Origin of the sequence: Massilia genomosp. 1, from assembly GCF_011682185.1 — a bacterium.
Taxonomy (GTDB): Bacteria; Pseudomonadota; Gammaproteobacteria; order Burkholderiales; family Burkholderiaceae_D; genus Telluria_A; species Telluria_A rubra.
In genome coordinates, this window is record NZ_WHJF01000060.1 from 1 (window position 1) to 16674 (window position 16674).

19 protein-coding genes, 1 tRNA gene and 1 pseudogene are annotated in these 16674 nt (G+C 64.6%); 14 read left to right on the forward strand and 7 right to left on the reverse strand.

Going from position 1 to position 16674, the window contains the following annotated elements; all coding sequences use genetic code 11:
• The 8 genes and pseudogenes from F1735_RS20670 to F1735_RS20705 form a co-directional block, all read left to right on the forward strand.
• A pseudogene (locus F1735_RS20670) lies at positions 1-120 on the forward strand (IS1595 family transposase); the annotation flags it as partial.
• 23 nt (positions 121-143) lie between these two features.
• A complete protein-coding gene (locus F1735_RS20675) occupies positions 144-281 on the forward strand; it encodes a hypothetical protein (protein ID WP_167238697.1) in 138 nt (45 codons plus the stop codon).
• Positions 282-473: 192 nt separating this feature from the next.
• Positions 474-701, forward strand: coding sequence for a hypothetical protein (locus tag F1735_RS20680; RefSeq protein ID WP_167238698.1), 228 nt, complete (start codon positions 474-476; stop codon positions 699-701).
• Between the two features lie 122 nt (positions 702-823).
• Entirely contained in the window at positions 824-2713 is a 1890-nt protein-coding gene (locus tag F1735_RS20685) for a TonB-dependent receptor plug domain-containing protein (RefSeq protein ID WP_167238699.1), read from the forward strand.
• On the forward strand, positions 2710-3342 hold the full coding sequence (locus F1735_RS20690) for a YfiR family protein (protein ID WP_167238700.1): 633 nt from the start codon (positions 2710-2712) through the stop codon (positions 3340-3342). The genes F1735_RS20685 and F1735_RS20690 overlap by 4 nt, the downstream gene beginning before the upstream one ends.
• Positions 3342-5231 (forward strand): hybrid sensor histidine kinase/response regulator, encoded by a 1890-nt coding sequence (locus tag F1735_RS20695; RefSeq protein WP_167238701.1) that lies wholly within the window; start codon positions 3342-3344, stop codon positions 5229-5231. The genes F1735_RS20690 and F1735_RS20695 overlap by 1 nt, the downstream gene beginning before the upstream one ends.
• Positions 5232-5353: 122 nt before the next feature.
• Positions 5354-5623, forward strand: coding sequence for a TetR/AcrR family transcriptional regulator (locus F1735_RS38275; protein WP_373888558.1), 270 nt, complete (start codon positions 5354-5356; stop codon positions 5621-5623).
• Between the two features lie 41 nt (positions 5624-5664).
• Complete coding sequence (locus tag F1735_RS20705) at positions 5665-6171, forward strand: hypothetical protein (RefSeq protein ID WP_167238703.1); 507 nt, start codon at positions 5665-5667, stop codon at positions 6169-6171.
• Positions 6172-6408: 237 nt separating this feature from the next.
• On the opposite strand, the gene F1735_RS20710 is transcribed toward F1735_RS20705, so the two are convergent.
• Together F1735_RS20710 and F1735_RS20715 are read right to left on the reverse strand one after the other, a co-directional pair.
• The gene (locus tag F1735_RS20710; RefSeq protein ID WP_167238704.1) at positions 6409-6957 is read right to left on the reverse strand and encodes an FxDxF family PEP-CTERM protein; all 549 of its coding nucleotides are present in this window, start codon (positions 6955-6957) and stop codon (positions 6409-6411) included.
• Between the two features lie 422 nt (positions 6958-7379).
• Positions 7380-7456: transfer RNA gene (locus tag F1735_RS20715), tRNA-Arg, on the reverse strand.
• A 178-nt stretch (positions 7457-7634) separates the two neighbouring features.
• On the opposite strand from F1735_RS20715, the gene F1735_RS20720 reads away from it, so the two are divergent.
• A complete protein-coding gene (locus F1735_RS20720) occupies positions 7635-8153 on the forward strand; it encodes an SRPBCC family protein (RefSeq protein WP_167238705.1) in 519 nt (172 codons plus the stop codon).
• A gap of 27 nt (positions 8154-8180) precedes the next feature.
• On the forward strand, positions 8181-8747 hold the full coding sequence (locus F1735_RS20725) for a YceI family protein (protein WP_167238706.1): 567 nt from the start codon (positions 8181-8183) through the stop codon (positions 8745-8747).
• On the opposite strand, the gene F1735_RS20730 is transcribed toward F1735_RS20725, so the two are convergent.
• From F1735_RS20730 to F1735_RS20745, 4 genes are all read right to left on the reverse strand, one after another.
• Entirely contained in the window at positions 8744-9802 is a 1059-nt protein-coding gene (locus tag F1735_RS20730; RefSeq protein ID WP_167238707.1) for an alkene reductase, read from the reverse strand. The two genes, F1735_RS20725 and F1735_RS20730, sit on opposite strands and share 4 nt — an antisense overlap.
• A 9-nt stretch (positions 9803-9811) precedes the next feature.
• Positions 9812-10108 (reverse strand): ArsR/SmtB family transcription factor, encoded by a 297-nt coding sequence (locus F1735_RS20735; protein WP_167238732.1) that lies wholly within the window; start codon positions 10106-10108, stop codon positions 9812-9814.
• 139 nt (positions 10109-10247) lie between these two features.
• Positions 10248-10574, reverse strand: coding sequence for an ArsR/SmtB family transcription factor (locus F1735_RS20740; protein ID WP_167238708.1), 327 nt, complete (start codon positions 10572-10574; stop codon positions 10248-10250).
• Positions 10575-10579: 5 nt separating this feature from the next.
• Complete coding sequence (locus tag F1735_RS20745) at positions 10580-10942, reverse strand: DUF1304 domain-containing protein (protein WP_167238709.1); 363 nt, start codon at positions 10940-10942, stop codon at positions 10580-10582.
• Between the two features lie 176 nt (positions 10943-11118).
• On the opposite strand from F1735_RS20745, the gene F1735_RS20750 reads away from it, so the two are divergent.
• The 4 genes from F1735_RS20750 (at position 11119) to F1735_RS20765 (ending at position 15659) form a co-directional block, all read left to right on the forward strand.
• Positions 11119-13884 carry a tetratricopeptide repeat protein gene (locus tag F1735_RS20750; RefSeq protein ID WP_167238710.1) on the forward strand — a complete coding sequence of 922 codons (2766 nt, stop codon included), beginning with the start codon at positions 11119-11121 and terminating at the stop codon, positions 13882-13884.
• A 22-nt stretch (positions 13885-13906) separates the two neighbouring features.
• Entirely contained in the window at positions 13907-14128 is a 222-nt protein-coding gene (locus F1735_RS20755) for a hypothetical protein (protein ID WP_167238711.1), read from the forward strand.
• A gap of 179 nt (positions 14129-14307) precedes the next feature.
• Complete coding sequence (sugE, locus tag F1735_RS20760) at positions 14308-14628, forward strand: quaternary ammonium compound efflux SMR transporter SugE (protein WP_166894740.1); 321 nt, start codon at positions 14308-14310, stop codon at positions 14626-14628.
• Positions 14629-14726: 98 nt separating this feature from the next.
• Positions 14727-15659 carry a 4-hydroxyproline epimerase gene (locus tag F1735_RS20765; RefSeq protein WP_167238712.1) on the forward strand — a complete coding sequence of 311 codons (933 nt, stop codon included), beginning with the start codon at positions 14727-14729 and terminating at the stop codon, positions 15657-15659.
• A gap of 13 nt (positions 15660-15672) precedes the next feature.
• On the opposite strand, the gene F1735_RS20770 is transcribed toward F1735_RS20765, so the two are convergent.
• The gene (locus F1735_RS20770) at positions 15673-16653 is read right to left on the reverse strand and encodes a succinylglutamate desuccinylase/aspartoacylase domain-containing protein (RefSeq protein WP_167238713.1); all 981 of its coding nucleotides are present in this window, start codon (positions 16651-16653) and stop codon (positions 15673-15675) included.
• Between the last annotated feature and the right edge of the window lie 21 nt (positions 16654-16674).

The window sequence follows — 16674 nt, forward strand, 5'->3', positions numbered from 1 at the left end:
CAGTATCGATTTAACCGGCGCTTCGATTTGTCGACCATTTTGACGCGCCTCTTGTACGCTGCTGTCGCCACGGGCAACCGAACCGAAGCGTGGTGTCGGTTAGCTGAAGATCAGCGCTAATCACCTTGTCGAATGAACTGTGCATGCGTCAGCACCATGCGCATATCGCTGCGCATGGTGATCAGGCGAACCGGGTCACCACCTGGGCAGCCGGACAGGAATTGAATTTGTTGACGGGTAAGTACCCGGCCGCCAATCTCACCACGTTTGCCGCTGAGTAAGACCCGCGCCCGGCGGTGCGAACGCACAGGCAAAAAAAAAGCCCGCTCAGAGAGCGGGCTGAATCTATTTTCTTGGAGGAGAATAGAGGAGACAGAAGCAGTATGCTGCGGTGCGGAAAATATATCTAATTGATGTTTGTGATGTCAGTTATCCGTTCTGTTTATAGCTCAAAGACACTCAAGGGGTGATTCATGGCAAGTATCGTCAAACACAGGAAAGTCAACATCGTCGTGCTCGGGCAGGATGAACCGGTCGGGGAGCACTGCAAGCCCGGCGACATCGCCATCTCGGCCGCCGCCGACGGCTGGTGGACCAGTTTCATCGGCGACGATGGCACCATCGACAGTTACGACATTCCCTACCCAAGCTATCAGGAAGCCTTGTGGGCGGCCAAGGCGGCGGCCGAGTTCGGCGTGTGAAGCGGCGCTGACGCCGCTTTGTTGCTAGCCGGCTGCCGCGACAGGCATGAAACCAACGCTAACGAATAGCTGTTAGCGTGCGCTGCTTTGTGCATGACAGAAAATGTTCTACGATAGCAAGCATGCGTAGACTGCCATTCCTGACCATTTCCATCGCATGCGCCGGCTTGTTGCATGCAGCCGGCGCGTGCGCGGAAGTGGAACCGTTGTCCCTGCTCGATTTTTCGCTGGAGCAGCTCTCGGACATCGTGGTCAGCTCGGTGTCGCGCCAGTCGGCGCGCCTGGCCGACGCCCCCATTTCACTGTACGTGATCGCCGGCAGCGATATCGAGCGGGCCGGCGCGCGCAGCCTGCCCGAGGCGCTGCGCCTGGCGCCCAACCTGCAGGTGGCGCGCAGCGACGGTGCCAATTACGCGATCACCGCGCGCGGCTTTTCCAGCACCATCGAAAACAAGCTGCTGGTGCTGATCGACGGGCGCAGCGTGTATTCGCCGCTGTTTTCCGGCGTGTTCTGGGATGCCCAGGATGTGGTGATGGAAGACATCGAGCGCATCGAAGTCATCAGCGGCCCGGGCGCGACCATCTGGGGCGCCAACGCGGTCAATGGCGTGATCAACATCATCACGCGCAACGCCGCCGGCAGCGAAGGCGCGCTGCTGTCGATGGACGCCGGCCGCCGCGAGCGCGGCGCCACCGTGCGCCAGGGGGGCCGGCTCGAGGACGGCGGCGCCTACCGCGTGTACGCCAAGGCGATCGACATCGACGATTATCCGGATGCCCCCGGCGGCGGCATGGAGCGCCGCCAGGCCGGCTTTCGCAGCGACTGGAAACACGCCAGCGGCGCCGCCAGCGCCAGCGCCGACCTGTACCGCACAAGCGTACACCGGCGCGACGGGGCCGAGATGCGCGGCAGCGGCGCCAACCTGCTGGGACGGGCCAGCGGCGCCCTGGGCGAGGGCGGTGACTGGCGGGTCCAGGCCTCGCTCGACCATACCGAACGGGTGCAGGACGGCACCGGCGCCCAGCGCCTCGACACCATCGACCTCGAATTCCAGCACGGCGCCCGCCTGGGCCGGCGCCACAACGTGCAGTGGGGCGGCGGTTACCGGCATGCCTGGGACCGGGTCAAGGGCGGCACCGTGCTGGAGTTTTTTCCTGCGGACAAGAATCTGCGCTGGGCGAATGTGTTCGCGCAGGATAAGATAGAACTGAGCAGTACCCTGCGGATGAGCATTGGAGTGAAACTGGAACACAATATGTACACCGGCATGGAAACGCTGCCCAGCGTGCGCATGGTGTGGAACGCCAGTCCCACCAGCGTGGTGTGGGCGGCCCTCTCGCGCAATGTGCGCGCGCCGTCGCGCTTCGACCGCGATTTCTACCTGCGCAAGGCCAGCGGCGGCTACAGCGTCGCCGGCGGGCCGGCGTTTGTCGCCGAAACGGTGCGCGTGGCCGAAATCGGCTACCGCGCCCAGCCGCTGCCCAGCCTGTCGTACTCGCTGACCGCCTTCGCCAGCGATTACGACCGCCTGCGCACCCTGGAGCCGCGCCCGTCCGGCCAGGGCGCCCAGTTCGCCAATCTGGGCGAAGCCAACACGCGCGGCCTGGAATTCTGGAGCCGCTGGCAGGCCGCGCCGCGCTGGCGCCTGGTGGCCGGCCTGGTGCTGCAGGATATCGACGCCAGCGTCGATCCGGCCAGCGACGACAGATCGGCCGCGCTCGGCGTGGCCATCAACGATCCGGGCAGCTACTGGTCGCTGCGCTCCTCGCACGAACTGTCCGACTCGCTGCAGGCCGAACTGGCGCTGCGCCGGGTCGGCCAGTTGCCGCAGCCGGTGGTGCCGGCCTACTATGAGCTCGACGTGCGCATGGCCTGGCAGCCGCGCCCGCGCCTGGAGCTGGCGCTGTCGGGCCGCAACCTGCTGCATGCCTCGCACGCCGAGTTCGGCGCGCCGGGCACGCGCCGCATGATCGAGCGCGCCGTGTCGCTCCAGCTGAGCGCGCGGTTTTGAGCGCGCTGTTCGCCATGCCGCCGCGCGCATCGAACGCCCCGCGCCGCCCGCCGCCGCGCCTGGCCGCATGCGCCATGCCGCTGCTGCTGGGACTGGCCATGGCGCTGGCGCTGCCCGCGCCGCCGGCGCGCGCGGCGCTGCCGGCCGGCGGCGCCGTGCTGCCCGAACGCAGCATCAAGGCCGCGTTCCTGTACAAGTTCCTGGGCTACGCCGAATTTCCGGCCTCGGCCTTTGCCGACGCGAATGCGCCGCTGGTGATCGGCGTGGCCGGCGCCGACGAGCTGGCGGCCGACCTGGCGCGCATCGTCGCCGGGCGCGCGGTGCAGGGCAGGCCGGTGCTGGTGCGCCCGCTGCGCGAGCAGGATCCGCTGGTCGGGGTACACCTGCTGTTCATCGGCGGCGACGATCCGGCGCGCTTGCGCACGGCGCTGCGCGCGATCGGCGCCATGCCGACCCTGGTCGTGACCGAATCGCAACAAGGACTGCAACAAGGCAGTGTCATTAACTTCAGGATCGTCGAAGATCGCGTGCGCTTCGATGTCTCGCTGGAAGCGGCCGACCGGAACAGCGTCAAGCTCAGTTCGCGCCTGCTGACAGTGGCCAATCACGTTCACAAGGGAGCACCGTGATGCAACACGACAGTGGCTCCGTCCGTAGCAAACTCATCCTCATGGCTGTCTCGACCACCTTCGTGGCCCTGCTGGCGGCCTCGATCGCCATGCTGCTGTACGACCTGCGCACCTTCCAGCAATACTGGGTCGACGACCTGATGACCCAGGCCGACATCATCGCCAGCGTCAGCGCCCCGGCGCTGGCCTTCAACGATGCCAGGAGCGCGCAGCAAAACCTGGCCGTGCTGCGGGTGCGCCCGCAAATCCTCTCGGGCGCGCTCTACACCAGCGCCGGGGTGCGCTTCGCGTCCTACACCCAGGGCTCGCTCGAACCGTCGTATCCGGTCAAGCCGGGGCGGCCCGGCTATACCATCGAGCATGGCGAGCTGGTGGTGTACCACAACATTGTCGACAATGGCGAAGTGCTTGGCACGGTGTATTTGCGCGCGCGCTTCGGCCTGGTCGAGCGCCTGCTCAACTACGCGGCCATCCTCGGCATCGTGCTCCTGGTCTCGCTGGTGATCGCGGCGCTGGTGGCGTCGCGCCTGCAACAGGGCATCACCCGGCCGCTGCTGGCGGTGACCAATGTGGCGCGCGAAGTGATGCAGCGGCGCGACTTCAGCCTGCGCGTGCCGGGCAATAACAGCGGCGAAATCGGGGTGCTGGTGGCGGCGTTCAACGACATGCTGGCCGAAATCGGGCGCCGCGCGCACGCCCTGCAGGAAGCGAACCTGACCCTGGAGCACGAAATGCAGGTGCGCCACCGCGCCGAGGAAGCGCTGCTGGTGGCCGATCGCCGCAAGGACGAGTTCCTGGCCACCCTGGCGCACGAGTTGCGCAATCCGCTCGCGCCGATCCGCACCGGGCTCGACATCCTGCGCATCCGCAGCGGCGACGCCCAGGCCACCCAGCGCGCCACCGACATCATGGAACGCCAGTTGCGCCAGATGGTGCGGCTGGTGGACGACCTGCTGGACGTGTCGCGCATCAATACCGGCAAGTTCGCCATCAAGATGGGCCGCGTCGAGCTGAAAGCCGTGGTCAACGATGCGCTCGAAGTGGTGCGCTCGTACATCGAGCTGCACGGCCACGAACTGGCGATCGACCTGCCGGACCGGCCGGTGTTCCTGCATGGCGACGCCACGCGGCTGGCGCAGATTTTGTCGAACCTGCTCAACAATGCAGCCAAATATACCAACCGCGGCGGGCGGGTCGCCTTGAGCGCGCGCGTGGAAGAGCGCGACCTGGTCATCCAGGTGGCCGACAACGGCATCGGCATCGCGCCCGACATGCTCAACCACGTGTTCGAAATGTTCGTGCAGGTCGACTCGACCCTGGAGCGCACCAATGCGGGCCTGGGCGTGGGCCTGTCGCTGGCGCGCCGCCTGGTCGAGCTGCATGGCGGCAGTATCGAAGCGCACAGCGCCGGCATCAACCGCGGCAGCGAATTCATCGTGCGCCTGCCGATCGTGGTCGAGCCCGAAATGCCGACCAAGACCAGTCCGGCCGCCTTCATGAGCTCGGAAACCTACCGGATTTTGCTGGCCGACGACAATGTGGATTTTGTCAACAGCATCGGCGCCTTGCTTTCGGCCATGGGGCACAGCGTGGTCATCACCCACAACGGGCCGGACGCGCTGACGGCGGCGGCGCGCTTTTGCCCCGATTATGCGTTTCTCGACATCGGCCTGCCGCAAATGTCGGGCTACGACCTGGCGCGCGGGATCCGGCGCCTGTCGTGCGGCCAGATGACCTTGCTGATCGCGGTGACCGGCTGGGGCCAGGAAAAGGATCGCCAACTGGCGTTCGAGGCCGGCTTCGACCATCATATGGTCAAGCCGGTGCGCTTCGAGCAGATCGAGGAGATCCTCAGCAACCGCAGCGTAATCAAGAAGGTGCGCAGCTAGTACCTCATCTCAGGGATTTTGAAGGGTTGGCCTGAGTGGGTTAGTCGACTTGCCTCAGGATCGGCAATTGTTCGCAGGGATCGAGAAGTTGAATCGAACGTGCCGCTCCTGCTTGGCGGCGGATGAAACCCTGTTGCTCAAGCGCCTTGATCATTGCGTGTACGCTGGGTGACGAGACGCGGAATAAACGTTCGACATCCCGCTCGGCTCTAGGACGTCCCGTCGACGCCGACAGGCGTGCCGCGCGAAGGCGGCAAATCATCAATGGAGCGCGAGGCGTCTTTGCCCGTGAGGGATTCCACGTTGCGAGCACGGTAGAGATCAGTGCCGAGGCCGGCGTGAGCGGGGCCAATCTCTATCAATACTCCGCGACCAAGGACGATCTGATCTAGCGCCTTTCGGTTGTGCCGGGGGCGAAACGACAGGAAAAAGTATGACACCAACTCGAAAACTCGTCGCTGCGCTGACCTTGGTCTCGGTTCTGCTATTTTCAACTATGGTTCCAGGTGGACCAATCGAGACTAGGAATTTTGCCAATATTGGGGAGGCTTCGGTCATCCTGTTCAATATATTCCTGACGACGCTGGGCATAGGCAGCTTGGCACTCGTCTATTTTGTCCTGAAAGGCAGCCGATGGGCTGCGCATGCCACAGCCATCGCTGGTGTAGGCTTTGCCGTCGTCTACGCTCTCGATCTCCTGAGTATTTTTCCGGTTTCGCTTGATCCGATGCCAAGCCTCTTGCAAAGGCGGGAAATCATTGGAATGATCGTGTCGCTGGCACTGACAGGAGCGTCCCTCGCACTGGCACATGAAAGCTCATCAGGGAATGATCCGATAACAATGATGGGCGCAAAGCCAACATTTCTGATTGCCGCTGGCGTGGCAATTCTCATCGGCGCAGGCATCGTCATCTTTGCTAGCTATCATGCAATGCATTGATGAATCCAGTAGATCGCGGTCAGCGCGGGCGAAGCGCGCCACTGACTCGATCCAAAGCAAAAGCGCACGGCGACCCTCGCTGCTGCTCGTTTCAAGCAATATGCCGTGAGCGCAAAACCAAACCGTGGCCAGGAGGGACCGCGGCTTGCCTCGTCGCTGGCAAACGCGGAGTACGCTTGCGGCGGGACGAAAAAAAAACGGAAGCCGAAGCTTCCGTTTTTTTTTCAGCTAAGCAAATTACGCTTGCTTGACTGCCTTGCGACGACGTGCCAGGAAACCGAGCACGCCCAGGCCAGCGAGCATCATGCCGTAGGTTTCTGGTTCTGGTACTGGCGCCAGCATCACGGTGCCGCCGAAGCTGCCGCCGGTACCCGACACCATCTTGCCGCTGACCTGCAGGTAGTAACTACCCAGGCCCAGGCTGTCTGCGCGCAGGCTCCAGATATCGACGGCGCCCTTGCTTTCCATGGTGCCGGAGGTGATCAGGCTGCCAGTGCTGCTGAACAGGCTCAGGCCGGTGATGTCGAGACCGGTCTTGTCGTTGCGGGTGATCGACGACACGATGGCGTCGAAGTCATGCTCCACGCGGGTGACCGAGAAGCGGAACTTGTCGGCGAAGGTGTTGCCCTGGTTGTTCAGCAAGAACGAGCTGCCGAAGTTGGCAGTGTTGTCCAGCACAGGCAGCGCCTGTGGGTTGTTGGAAATATCAGCAGCGAATGCCGCCGACGAGCCGAGTGATGCGCTTGCCAGGACAGCCGCAGCAATCAGGGATTTCATATGTTTCATAAATATTACCTCGTAAGAAAAAATCAGCCGTGCAAGACGGCCTGGTTATCAAGAATCGGGGAGCTTCATGCTAGCAAAGGCGCGTTCAACATCGCCGTTCCGACACAATGTGTGCGCAACACCTCGGCATTATTGCGTCGACAAATTAATTACTCCCCTATAAGTCGATTTTGACATTTTCATAGGGGAGCGCGTCCGATTCTAATGCAAATATACAAAGATTACCAAGCCTTTGTATTGGCTGTAGGCCAATACCTACACAAACGCGCGGCGATCTCCTTGGAAGAGCGCGCTTCTTCGCTTAACAAGCTCAGCTTGTGCTCGAGCTTAAAGTGTAAGAGTGTGTGACACAACAACAAAATGTTATCAGAAAAGAAAAAAGGCCTGAAGATTGCTCTTCAGGCCTTTCAACTTACGAATAATGGTGCGGCTGGCAGGAATTGAACCCACGACCCCTTGGTTCGTAGCCAAGTACTCTATCCAACTGAGCTACAGCCGCGAAAGACAAGATTATAGCAATGATTTCGCGAATGTCAAAGTTACCTGAGTAAAAAGTTTAAGCGGCCTGTGCGGTTCCGCGCGCGCCCGGATGCCGACGCCGCTTGACCCGGATCGCCAGCCGGTGCTAATTTATCAAGGGCTTCATTCACCCACCGCTTCAGCACAGGAACCACACCATGAGCAGCCCTGATTCTTCGGTCGATTTCGACCTCACGCGCGTGTTCGACGCGCCGCGCGCCCTTGTATTCCAGACCATGACCGAGACCGAGCACCTGCGCAACTGGTGGGGGCCGCAAGGCTGCGCCATCGAGGTGATCAGCCACGAGGCGCGGCCGGGCGGCGTATTTCACTATTGCATGCGTTTCGGTCCGGGCGTGGAAATGTATGGCCGCTTCGATTATCGCGAGATCGCGCCGCCCGGGCGCCTGGTGTTCGTCAACGGCTTTGCCGACGCCGAAGGCAATCGCATCGCTTATGCCATGAGTCCGACGTGGCCGCTGGAAGTGCTCAACACGGTCACCTTGACGGAAGCCGACGGCAAGACCACGCTGAGCTTGGTGTCCACGCCGCTCGACGCAGGCGCCGCCGAGCTCGAAACCTTCAAGTCCGGCCACGCCTCGATGCAGCAGGGATTCGGCGGCATGTACGACGTCTACGAACAATACCTGGCGACTGTCCGCGCGGCGCAAGCTTGATCCACCTGGCATCGACCGTTACCCATCATGAAAAAACTGTTCTTTTTACTGCTGGCCGGCATCACCGGCGCGGCGCTGGCCGCACCGGTCACTTACCAGATCGACCCCACCCACACCTTTCCCAGTTTCGAAGCCGACCACATGGGCGTCTCGGTCTGGCGGGGCAAGTTCAACAGCAATTCGGGCAAGGTGACGCTCGACAAGGCAGCCGGCTACGGCATGGTCGATCTCACGATCGACCCGGCCAGCGTGGACTTCGGCCACGACGTCCTCAATCAGTGGGCGGCCGGAGCGGACCTGTTTGATGTCGCCAAGTTCGGCGTGGCGCGCTACAAGGGCAAGCTGAGCGGTTTCAAGGAGGGCGCCCCGACCCAGCTGCTAGGCGAGCTGACCCTGCATGGTGTGACCAGGCCGGTCAAGCTGCAGATCAAGCGCTTCAAGTGCATTCCGCATCCGATGCTCAAGCGCGAGCTGTGCGGGGCGGACGCCTACGGCAGTTTCAAGCGCGATGACTTCGGCCTGACCGCCGGCAAGGACTACGGCTTCAACATGGATGTCGACCTGCGCATCCAGGTCGAAGCCGTGGCTGATTAAGCCTGCAGGGCAGGGTAGTCGGTGTAGCCGTCGTCGTTAGCGCCGTAGAACTTGTCGGGACGAGCCGCGTTGAGCGGCGCGTCGAGCTGCAGGCGGCGGGGCAGGTCGGGATTGGCGATGAACCAGATGCCGAAGGCCACCGCGTCGGCTTCACCGCTGGCCACCAGCGCTTCGGCGCTGTCCTTGGTCAGCTTTTCGTTGGCGATGTATACGCCGCCGAATTGCTGCTTCAGGTACGGGCCAAGGCGGCCTTCGCCCTGCGACTCGCGCGCGCAGATGAAGGCGATGCCGCGCTTGCCCAGTTCGCGCGCCACGTAGCCGAAGGTCGCCTTCGGATCGGAGTCGCCCATGTCGTGGGCGTCGCGCCGTGGCGCCAGGTGCATGCCGACTTTGCCCGCGCCCCAGACGTCGATGCAGGCGTCGGTGACTTCGAGCATCAGGCGGGCGCGGTTTTCGACCGAACCGCCGTAGTTGTCGGTGCGCTTGTTGGTGCTGTCTTGCAGGAACTGGTCGAGCAGGTAGCCGTTGGCGCCGTGGATTTCCACGCCGTCGAAGCCGGCCAGCTTCGCGTTCTCGGCGCCTTTGCGGTAGGCCGCCACGATGCCCGGGATTTCTTCGGGCTCGAGCGCGCGCGGCACCGGATACTCGCGCATCGGGCGCAGCAGGCTCACGTGCCCCTTGGCCGCGATCGCGCTTGGCGCCACCGGCGCGTCGCCGCCCAGCAGGTCGGGGTCGGAAATGCGGCCCACGTGCCACAGTTGCAGCATGATCTTGCCGCCGGCCTGGTGTACGGCCTCGGTCACCAGTTTCCAGCCGGAGACCTGGGCGTCGGACCAGATGCCCGGCGTGTCGGCGTAGCCCACGCCCTGCGGCGTGACCGAAGTCGCTTCGCTCAGGATCAGGCCGGCGGAGGCGCGCTGCACGTAGTACTCGGCCATGAGCGCGTTCGGCACACGGTCGCCGCCGATGGCGCGGGCGCGCGTCAGCGGCGCCATGATGATGCGGTTTTGCAGCGTCAGATCGCCAATGGTGATCGGGTCGAATAATGTACTCATGCGGTGCTCCTAAAGTTCCTGGTTCATCTGGTCGAGGAAGGCCTTGATGGTTTCCTCGTTGCGTTTGTAATGGATCCACTGGCCGACCTTGTGTCCGGTAATGAGCCCGGCGCGCTGCAGCGCAGCCAGGTGGGCCGGGACGGTCGATTGCGCCAGCCCCGTGCGCGCATCGATCAGGCCGGCGCACACCCCGACTTCAAGCTTGTGTTCCTGATGCGCGAAATGGACACGCGGCTCCTTGAGCCAGCCAAGAATCTGGCGGCGCATCGGGTTGGCCAAAGCCTTGCGAATGGCGTCGATTTGCATATCGGGTTTTTCCGAATCTAATATCGTCATCTTACGATATATAAAAAGATCCTGCTTGCAAGCGAGTAAAACCGGGGAGGGAGCTGCCGCCGGACGCGCCCGAAAGCTGGCGCGGGTGGCGGCGAAACAGGGTCGAGGCTTACAGATCGTCGTTGATCTGGTCGAGAAAAGCCTTGATGGCTTCGTCGTTGCGCTTGTAATAGATCCACTGGCCGACCTTGCGCGAGCTGATCAGCCCGGCGCGTTGCAGCGCCGCCAGATGGGCCGACACGGTCGATTGCGCCAGCCCCGTGCGCGCGTCGATCAGGCCGGCGCACACACCGACATCGAGGTTGTGTTCCTGGTGCGCGAAATGGACGCGCGGTTGCTTGAGCCAGGCAAGGATCTGGCGCCGCACCGGATTGGCCAGCGCCTTGTGAATGGCGTCGACCGGCGAATCAGCTGTGTTTGAGTCGGACGTCGTCATCGGTCTCAGTGCGACAGCAAGTACAAGGCCAGTGCGATCGCCGCCGGCACGCTCTGGATGAACAGGATGGTCTTCTTGACCGTCAGCGCGCCCCACACGCCGGCCACCATGATGCAGGCCAGGCCGTACACGACGAACGCGCGCGCCACCTCGGGCTGGGGATGGAGCAGGCCGAGCGCCAGCGCCGCCACCAGGAAGCCGTTGTAGCAACCCTGGTTGGACATGGCCGGCGCCATGATCTCGGCTTTTTCCGCCGTCAGGCCGAACACGCGCCGCCCGCGCGTCTTGAACAGCACCGTTTCGAGCAGGACGAAGTAGACGTGCGCCAGCAGGATCAAACCGATCAGCACTTGTGCGGCAATGGCCATGCATGGCTCCTTGTCATGGATTGTGGGAAGCGTAGTGTAACCGGGCGCAAGCCGCATGGCGACTGGCTGGCGGCGGAAAGTTGGCAGAAGCACTACTTGTTAATGTTATAATAATGTTCCCCGGTGCCTGCCGGCGCGACTCCATATTGATCGACCGACCTGATGAACAACGACTGATGAACGACAAATTTACTGCGCTGGGGCCCGTGAGCGGCTACCCGACCATGACCATCAGCGAATTCATCGCGCACTTTCCGCATGTGGAAACCAACGAGGAAGCCGCCGGCGACGGCGACTACGCCTTCAGCGACTACTACGCGTCCGATAGCATCATCCTGCTCACCGGCGATGTCTTCATTTCGCAGGAGCGCTTGCAGGATCTGCACGAGCATTTTCATCTGAAGCTGGCGGTGGACGGCAATCTGCATGTCGGCGGCGCGCCCGCCAACCTGTTTTATGTCAGCGGCGACGTATTCTGCACCACGGTCGATCTGGCCCGCTTCGACTTGCACGAACCGGTCGGCGGCGCCATCACCGCCACCGACTGCGCATGGATCGTCGGCGAGGAGCCGGCCATGGTGCTCGATCCGCCCCTGGTGCGGCTGGAGACGCCGTATCTGTTCGCCTGCTGGTACCGGGTCGGCCAGATGGCGCTCTCGCCCTCCACGGTGCTGTTCATCTGCGGCGAGTGGTGCTACCCGGGCGTCTTTGCCGACCCGCGCGCGGTCTTCATCGGCGCCCCGATGGTGTTCATCCTCGACCAGCGCTTCCTGTGGCCGTTCGAACACGCGACGGTCAACGAGCCGCAGTGGCGCAAGGGCGAGATCGAAAGCGCCCTGCGCGCGGGCGAGGACATCCTGCGCAAGGAGGTGTCGATGGCCAGCGTTCCGTTCGCGCAGGGCGCCGCCGACGCCATCCTGCTGGGCGACTACCGCAATGCCTATCTGCTGTACAAGCAGGCGGCGGCGCTGTCGCCGGGCGACTACACGGCGTGGTGCGGCATGGCCGACGCCCTGTTTTCGCAAGGTGCGTTCGCCCAGGCCTTGCCCTTGTACCAGCAAGCGAGCGCGCTGTTCCCGGACAAGCAGACGGGTATGGTCAACGAGGCAGCGCAAAACGCGGCGCTGTGCGCGGTGCGCTGCGGCGACGCCGCAACGGCGGTGCGCATGGCCACGCTGGCGATCGAGCACGCCAGCACGCTGCGGGAGGACCCGTCGGAGCTCTCGTTTGCGTACGAACTGCGCGCCGAGGCCTGTCTGCAAATGAACCAGCTGGCGCTGGCCGAGGCCGATCTCGCGCACGCACTGGCGATCGACCCTGGCACCGGCTACGGCAACTGGCTGATGGGCGCCCTGCATGACCGCCGCGACGAGCAAGCCCTGGCGGCCGCGTGCCAGGGCAGGGCGGTGGCGGTCAATCCCGCCTTCGGCGCGCCGTACGCCAGCCACGCGGGGATCGACTTCCTGTATCCCGCCCAGGCCCACGTCGACTGGACCGGCGAGCCTGGAAGCGCCGGCGTGGCGCCGCTGCGCGACGAAGCATTCTGGGGCGTGTATCTGCGCTACCAGGATCCCAATTGCATCGCCCGCGTGCCGCTTGAGCTGCGCACGCCGGCCCTGTGCATGGCTGTGCTCGAGCAGTATTCGTGGGGCCCGAACGTCAGCTTCACCCGGTATTTTCCCGACGCGGCGTTCACGCGCGAGATAGCCGAAAACATGGTGCGGCGCTGCCCCTCCAACATCGCCGATGTTCCCGCCCGCCTGGTCGACGCCGCGCTGCTCGATCTGGTGGCGAACTCCGAGCGCGGCCTGCGCCTGTCCCATCTGCCGCCTCACATGATCGACCATGCCATCTGCCTGCGCGCCGTCATGGCAGGCGAAGATCTCGGCCAGGTGCCGCCCGAACTACAGGGCGACGACATGCGGGCGGCCGCCGTCCTGCACATTGGCGCAAGCGCCAGCGAATTGCCGGCATGGGCCACCAGGCCCGTGCTGCGGCTGGCCGTGGCGACTTACAAAAAGGCGCTCGACAGCATCCCGTGTTTTGCCTTCGACCGCGACCTGTACGAACTGGCGCAGGCAAGCTGGGGTGCCGACGCCGACTGGCCTGCGATCGTGGCAAGGCACGGGCAAGCGGCCTGCCTGGACAACAACTTCTGGACCGGGGCCGCCAGCAGATGCTGGCACGTGTTCTGGGACGAAGCGTTCATCCTGCGGCAAATGGCGCGCACCGACGGCGCCGACCTCGAGCCCAGGCATATTGCGCCCGAAAGCATGACGCGCAAGGTGGCCGAGGCTTGCCTTGCGCAGCACCCGGACTGCCTGGAGTACGTTCCCGCCATCTGGATTTCGCAGTCCGTGTGCGAACGCTTCATCGCGGCCTGCCCGACGCGCCTCGGCAGCGTGCCGGTGGCCATGCGCAGTGCCGGCATATGCGCCGCCGCCATGGAGGCCGCGCCCAGCCAGTTGGCCTTGGTGCCGATTGCGCTGCGCAGCGTGGACTTTTGCGTCGCCGCCGTGCGCGACGAACCGGCTTGCGCCGACGAGGTGCCGAATGCCCTGGCGTGCGCCGTCTTCACCATCCTGCTCGAGCAGCACGGCGACGAGCTCTATCGCGACTGGCTGACCATGTACCGTGCCAACGGCGCCTTGTGCGCCGAGCCGCCCGATATCGACCTGGCGCTGGCCGACTTTCACGCCGTCGCCGAGGCCCCGGCCAGCGAGGACTTCGACGGCGACAACGTGCCCGAGGCGCAGTGGATGATCGGCTATTGCCATCATCTGCGCGGCATGCATGACCAGGCGGCGCTGTGGCGCGAGAAGTCGGGAATCGAGGACGACTACAACGAGACGAGCTTCGATGAGCCGCAAGCGCCGTGCGACGCCGACACGCGCCCGGCCGACCGCGACGCGTCGCTCTCGCCCACGGCGGCGCCGCACTAGGCGATCAGGCGCGTCACCAGCCATGACGGCTTCGAGCGCCTGTCGCTCGATCAATTCCAGGAGCGCTTCCCCGACGCCTGCGTCGGCGGATAGCTGGACCCACATTGCGGTCGAAGGCAGCCTCGGTCTGGCGTTCGCCGACCTGCAACAGGCGCTCAAGCGCGACCGCTACGACTGGGCCTCGCACTGGCTGATGGGACTTGTGCATTACCAGCGCGGCGAACATGAGCGGGCGCGCTTCTAGCACGGAGCCGCCTCGCGCGGCGCGCGCCCTGGTCGAAGCGGCGCCGGCGCGATCGGCAGCGCTGCCCGGGCACAGGCGCCCTGGCGGTGGTATACTTCAGCGACCTTTTTCTCCGGCAGGGACGACCCTGCCACCGACGGAGCCAGGCTTGGACGACCTTGCCAACCAAGGAGTTTGTCATGGCATGGATCTATTTGTTCGTTGCGGGTTTGCTGGAAGTCGGCTGGGCCGTCGGCCTGAAATACACACAGGGCTTCACGCGCCTGGTTCCCTCGGTACTGACCCTGGCCGCCATGTCCGGCAGCGTGGGCTTGCTTGGCCTGGCGCTGCGCAACCTGCCGCTGGGGACCGCCTACGCCATCTGGACCGGCATCGGCACGGTCGGTACGGCGATCTTCGGCATGCTGGTGCTGGGCGAACCGGCTGGCGCCATGCGCCTTGGCTGCATCGCCCTGATCGTCGCCGGCATCCTCGGGCTCAAGCTGCTCTCGCCGGGCTGATTGGCGGTCCATCGCCACGCTGGCGCTTGTGCCAATTTCGCCGTAGCGCCGCCGTCGCCGCACAAGACAAGCGCGCCATCGCGGCGTATGCTGGTGACATGAAAACGATCTCCATCATCGACTCCCATACCGGCGGCGAACCGACCCGCCTGATCATCGACGGCGGCCCGGACCTGGGCAGCGGGCCGCTGGCCGAACGGCGCGAGCGCTTCCGGCGCGACTTCGACCACGTGCGTTCGGCCGTCGTGTGCGAGCCGCGCGGCGCCGATGTGCTGGTCGGCGCGCTGCTGTGCGAGCCGTTCGCGCCCGACTGCGTGGCTGGCGTCATCTTCTTCAATAACGTGGCCTACCTCGGCATGTGCGGGCACGGCATGATCGGGGTGGTGGTCTCGCTCGCGTTCATGGGGCGCATCGGGCCCGGACGGCACCGCATCGATACGCCGGTCGGCGTGGTCGAGGCGCAGTTGCATGACGACGGCGCGGTCACCATCGACAACGTGGCCTCGTACCGCACGCGCCACGCGGTGAGCGTACAGGTGGACGGCATTGGCGCCGTCACGGGCGACGTGGCGTGGGGCGGCAACTGGTTTTTCCTGGTCTCCGGCCACGGCCTGGCGCTGCACCGCACCAATGTCGACGCACTCACCGCCTACTGCGTGGCGCTGCGCGATGCGCTGGAGGCGAACGGCGTCACCGGCGACGACGGCGCCCTGATCGACCATATCGAGTTATTCGACCAATCCACCACCGGCGCCGACAGCCAGAGTTTCGTCCTCTGTCCCGGCAAGGCCTACGACCGCTCGCCCTGCGGCACCGGCACCAGCGCCAAGCTGGCCTGCCTGGCGGCCGACGGCAAACTGGCCGAACACGCCCAATGGCGCCAGGAGAGCATCATCGGCAGCGTGTTCGAAGCCTCGTACCGCTACGATGGCGAGCGCATCATGCCCAGCATTCGCGGCAAGGCCTGGGTCAACGCCACCGCGCAGCTGCTGTTCGACGAGAGCGACCCGTTCGTGTGGGGCATCCGCTGAGCCGCACCGGCGCTTACTCGGTAAAGCGTTCGAAGTCGGTGTTGGCGCGGGTCAGGTAATACCACTCCGAGTTCGGCCCCGCGTTCACGTCGGGGAACAGGATCTTGCCGTCGAATTCGGCCAGCACCGGCGTGCCGTCGGCGCGCGTGCCGATCTGGTCGCCCGTGGACACCGGGTCGAAACTGGCCCACACACGGCTGAACTGGTCGCCCGCATCGAGCTTGTCGTGTACCACCACCATCGACAGCGCTTCCATCTGGTCGAGCGCGATCGGTTCCGGCTGCGGCACCTCGATCAGGCCGAGGAAGGCCAGCGTATTGACGATGGCGCGGTAGGCCACGCCTGGCGCGGCCGGGTCGAGGTGCTGGCCGCATTCGAGCGTGAGCGCGTAGCCGCCGGTGCTGCGCATGTATTCGGTGGTGCCCATCCCGTAGCGCAGCACCAGGTCGAGGGTCGAGGCGTCGCCGCTTTTCAGGCGCCGCTGCACGCCCTGGCCGTAGGTCGCCAGCCAGCCGTCCACAAAACGGCGCACCCCCAGGCGGCGCGCCAGCGCGCGTTCCTGTTCGGCGTGGCGGAACGGTTGCAGGGCGCCGTCGTTGTTGCGCGGGCCGACCATGACGAAGGGCTGGCTTTGCGCATTGAAGGAGTGCAGGTCGAGCAAGACGTCGTGCTGTCCGAGCAGGGGGCACAGCCAGTTGGCGACGCGGTCTTCGAAGTCCTGCGGCTGCGCAGTTGGAAACAGCTTGCGGTTCAGGTTGCGTTCGCCCGAGCGCTGGTTTTGCGCGTAGGCGAGGGGATTGGTCACCGGGACGAAGGTCACGCTGCCGGCCGCCACATGCAGCGCGCCGCTGTCGATTTCTTCCATCACGCGCAGGATCGCCTTGGTGCCGCAGGTCTCGTTGCCATGCACGGCGCCGGTGACGATCAGGCGCGGGCCGGCGCCCGTGCCGGTGTAGTTGATCGATTTGAACTGCAGCTCGCGTGCCTTGCTCATGGTCTGGACGGCCCTGTGGAT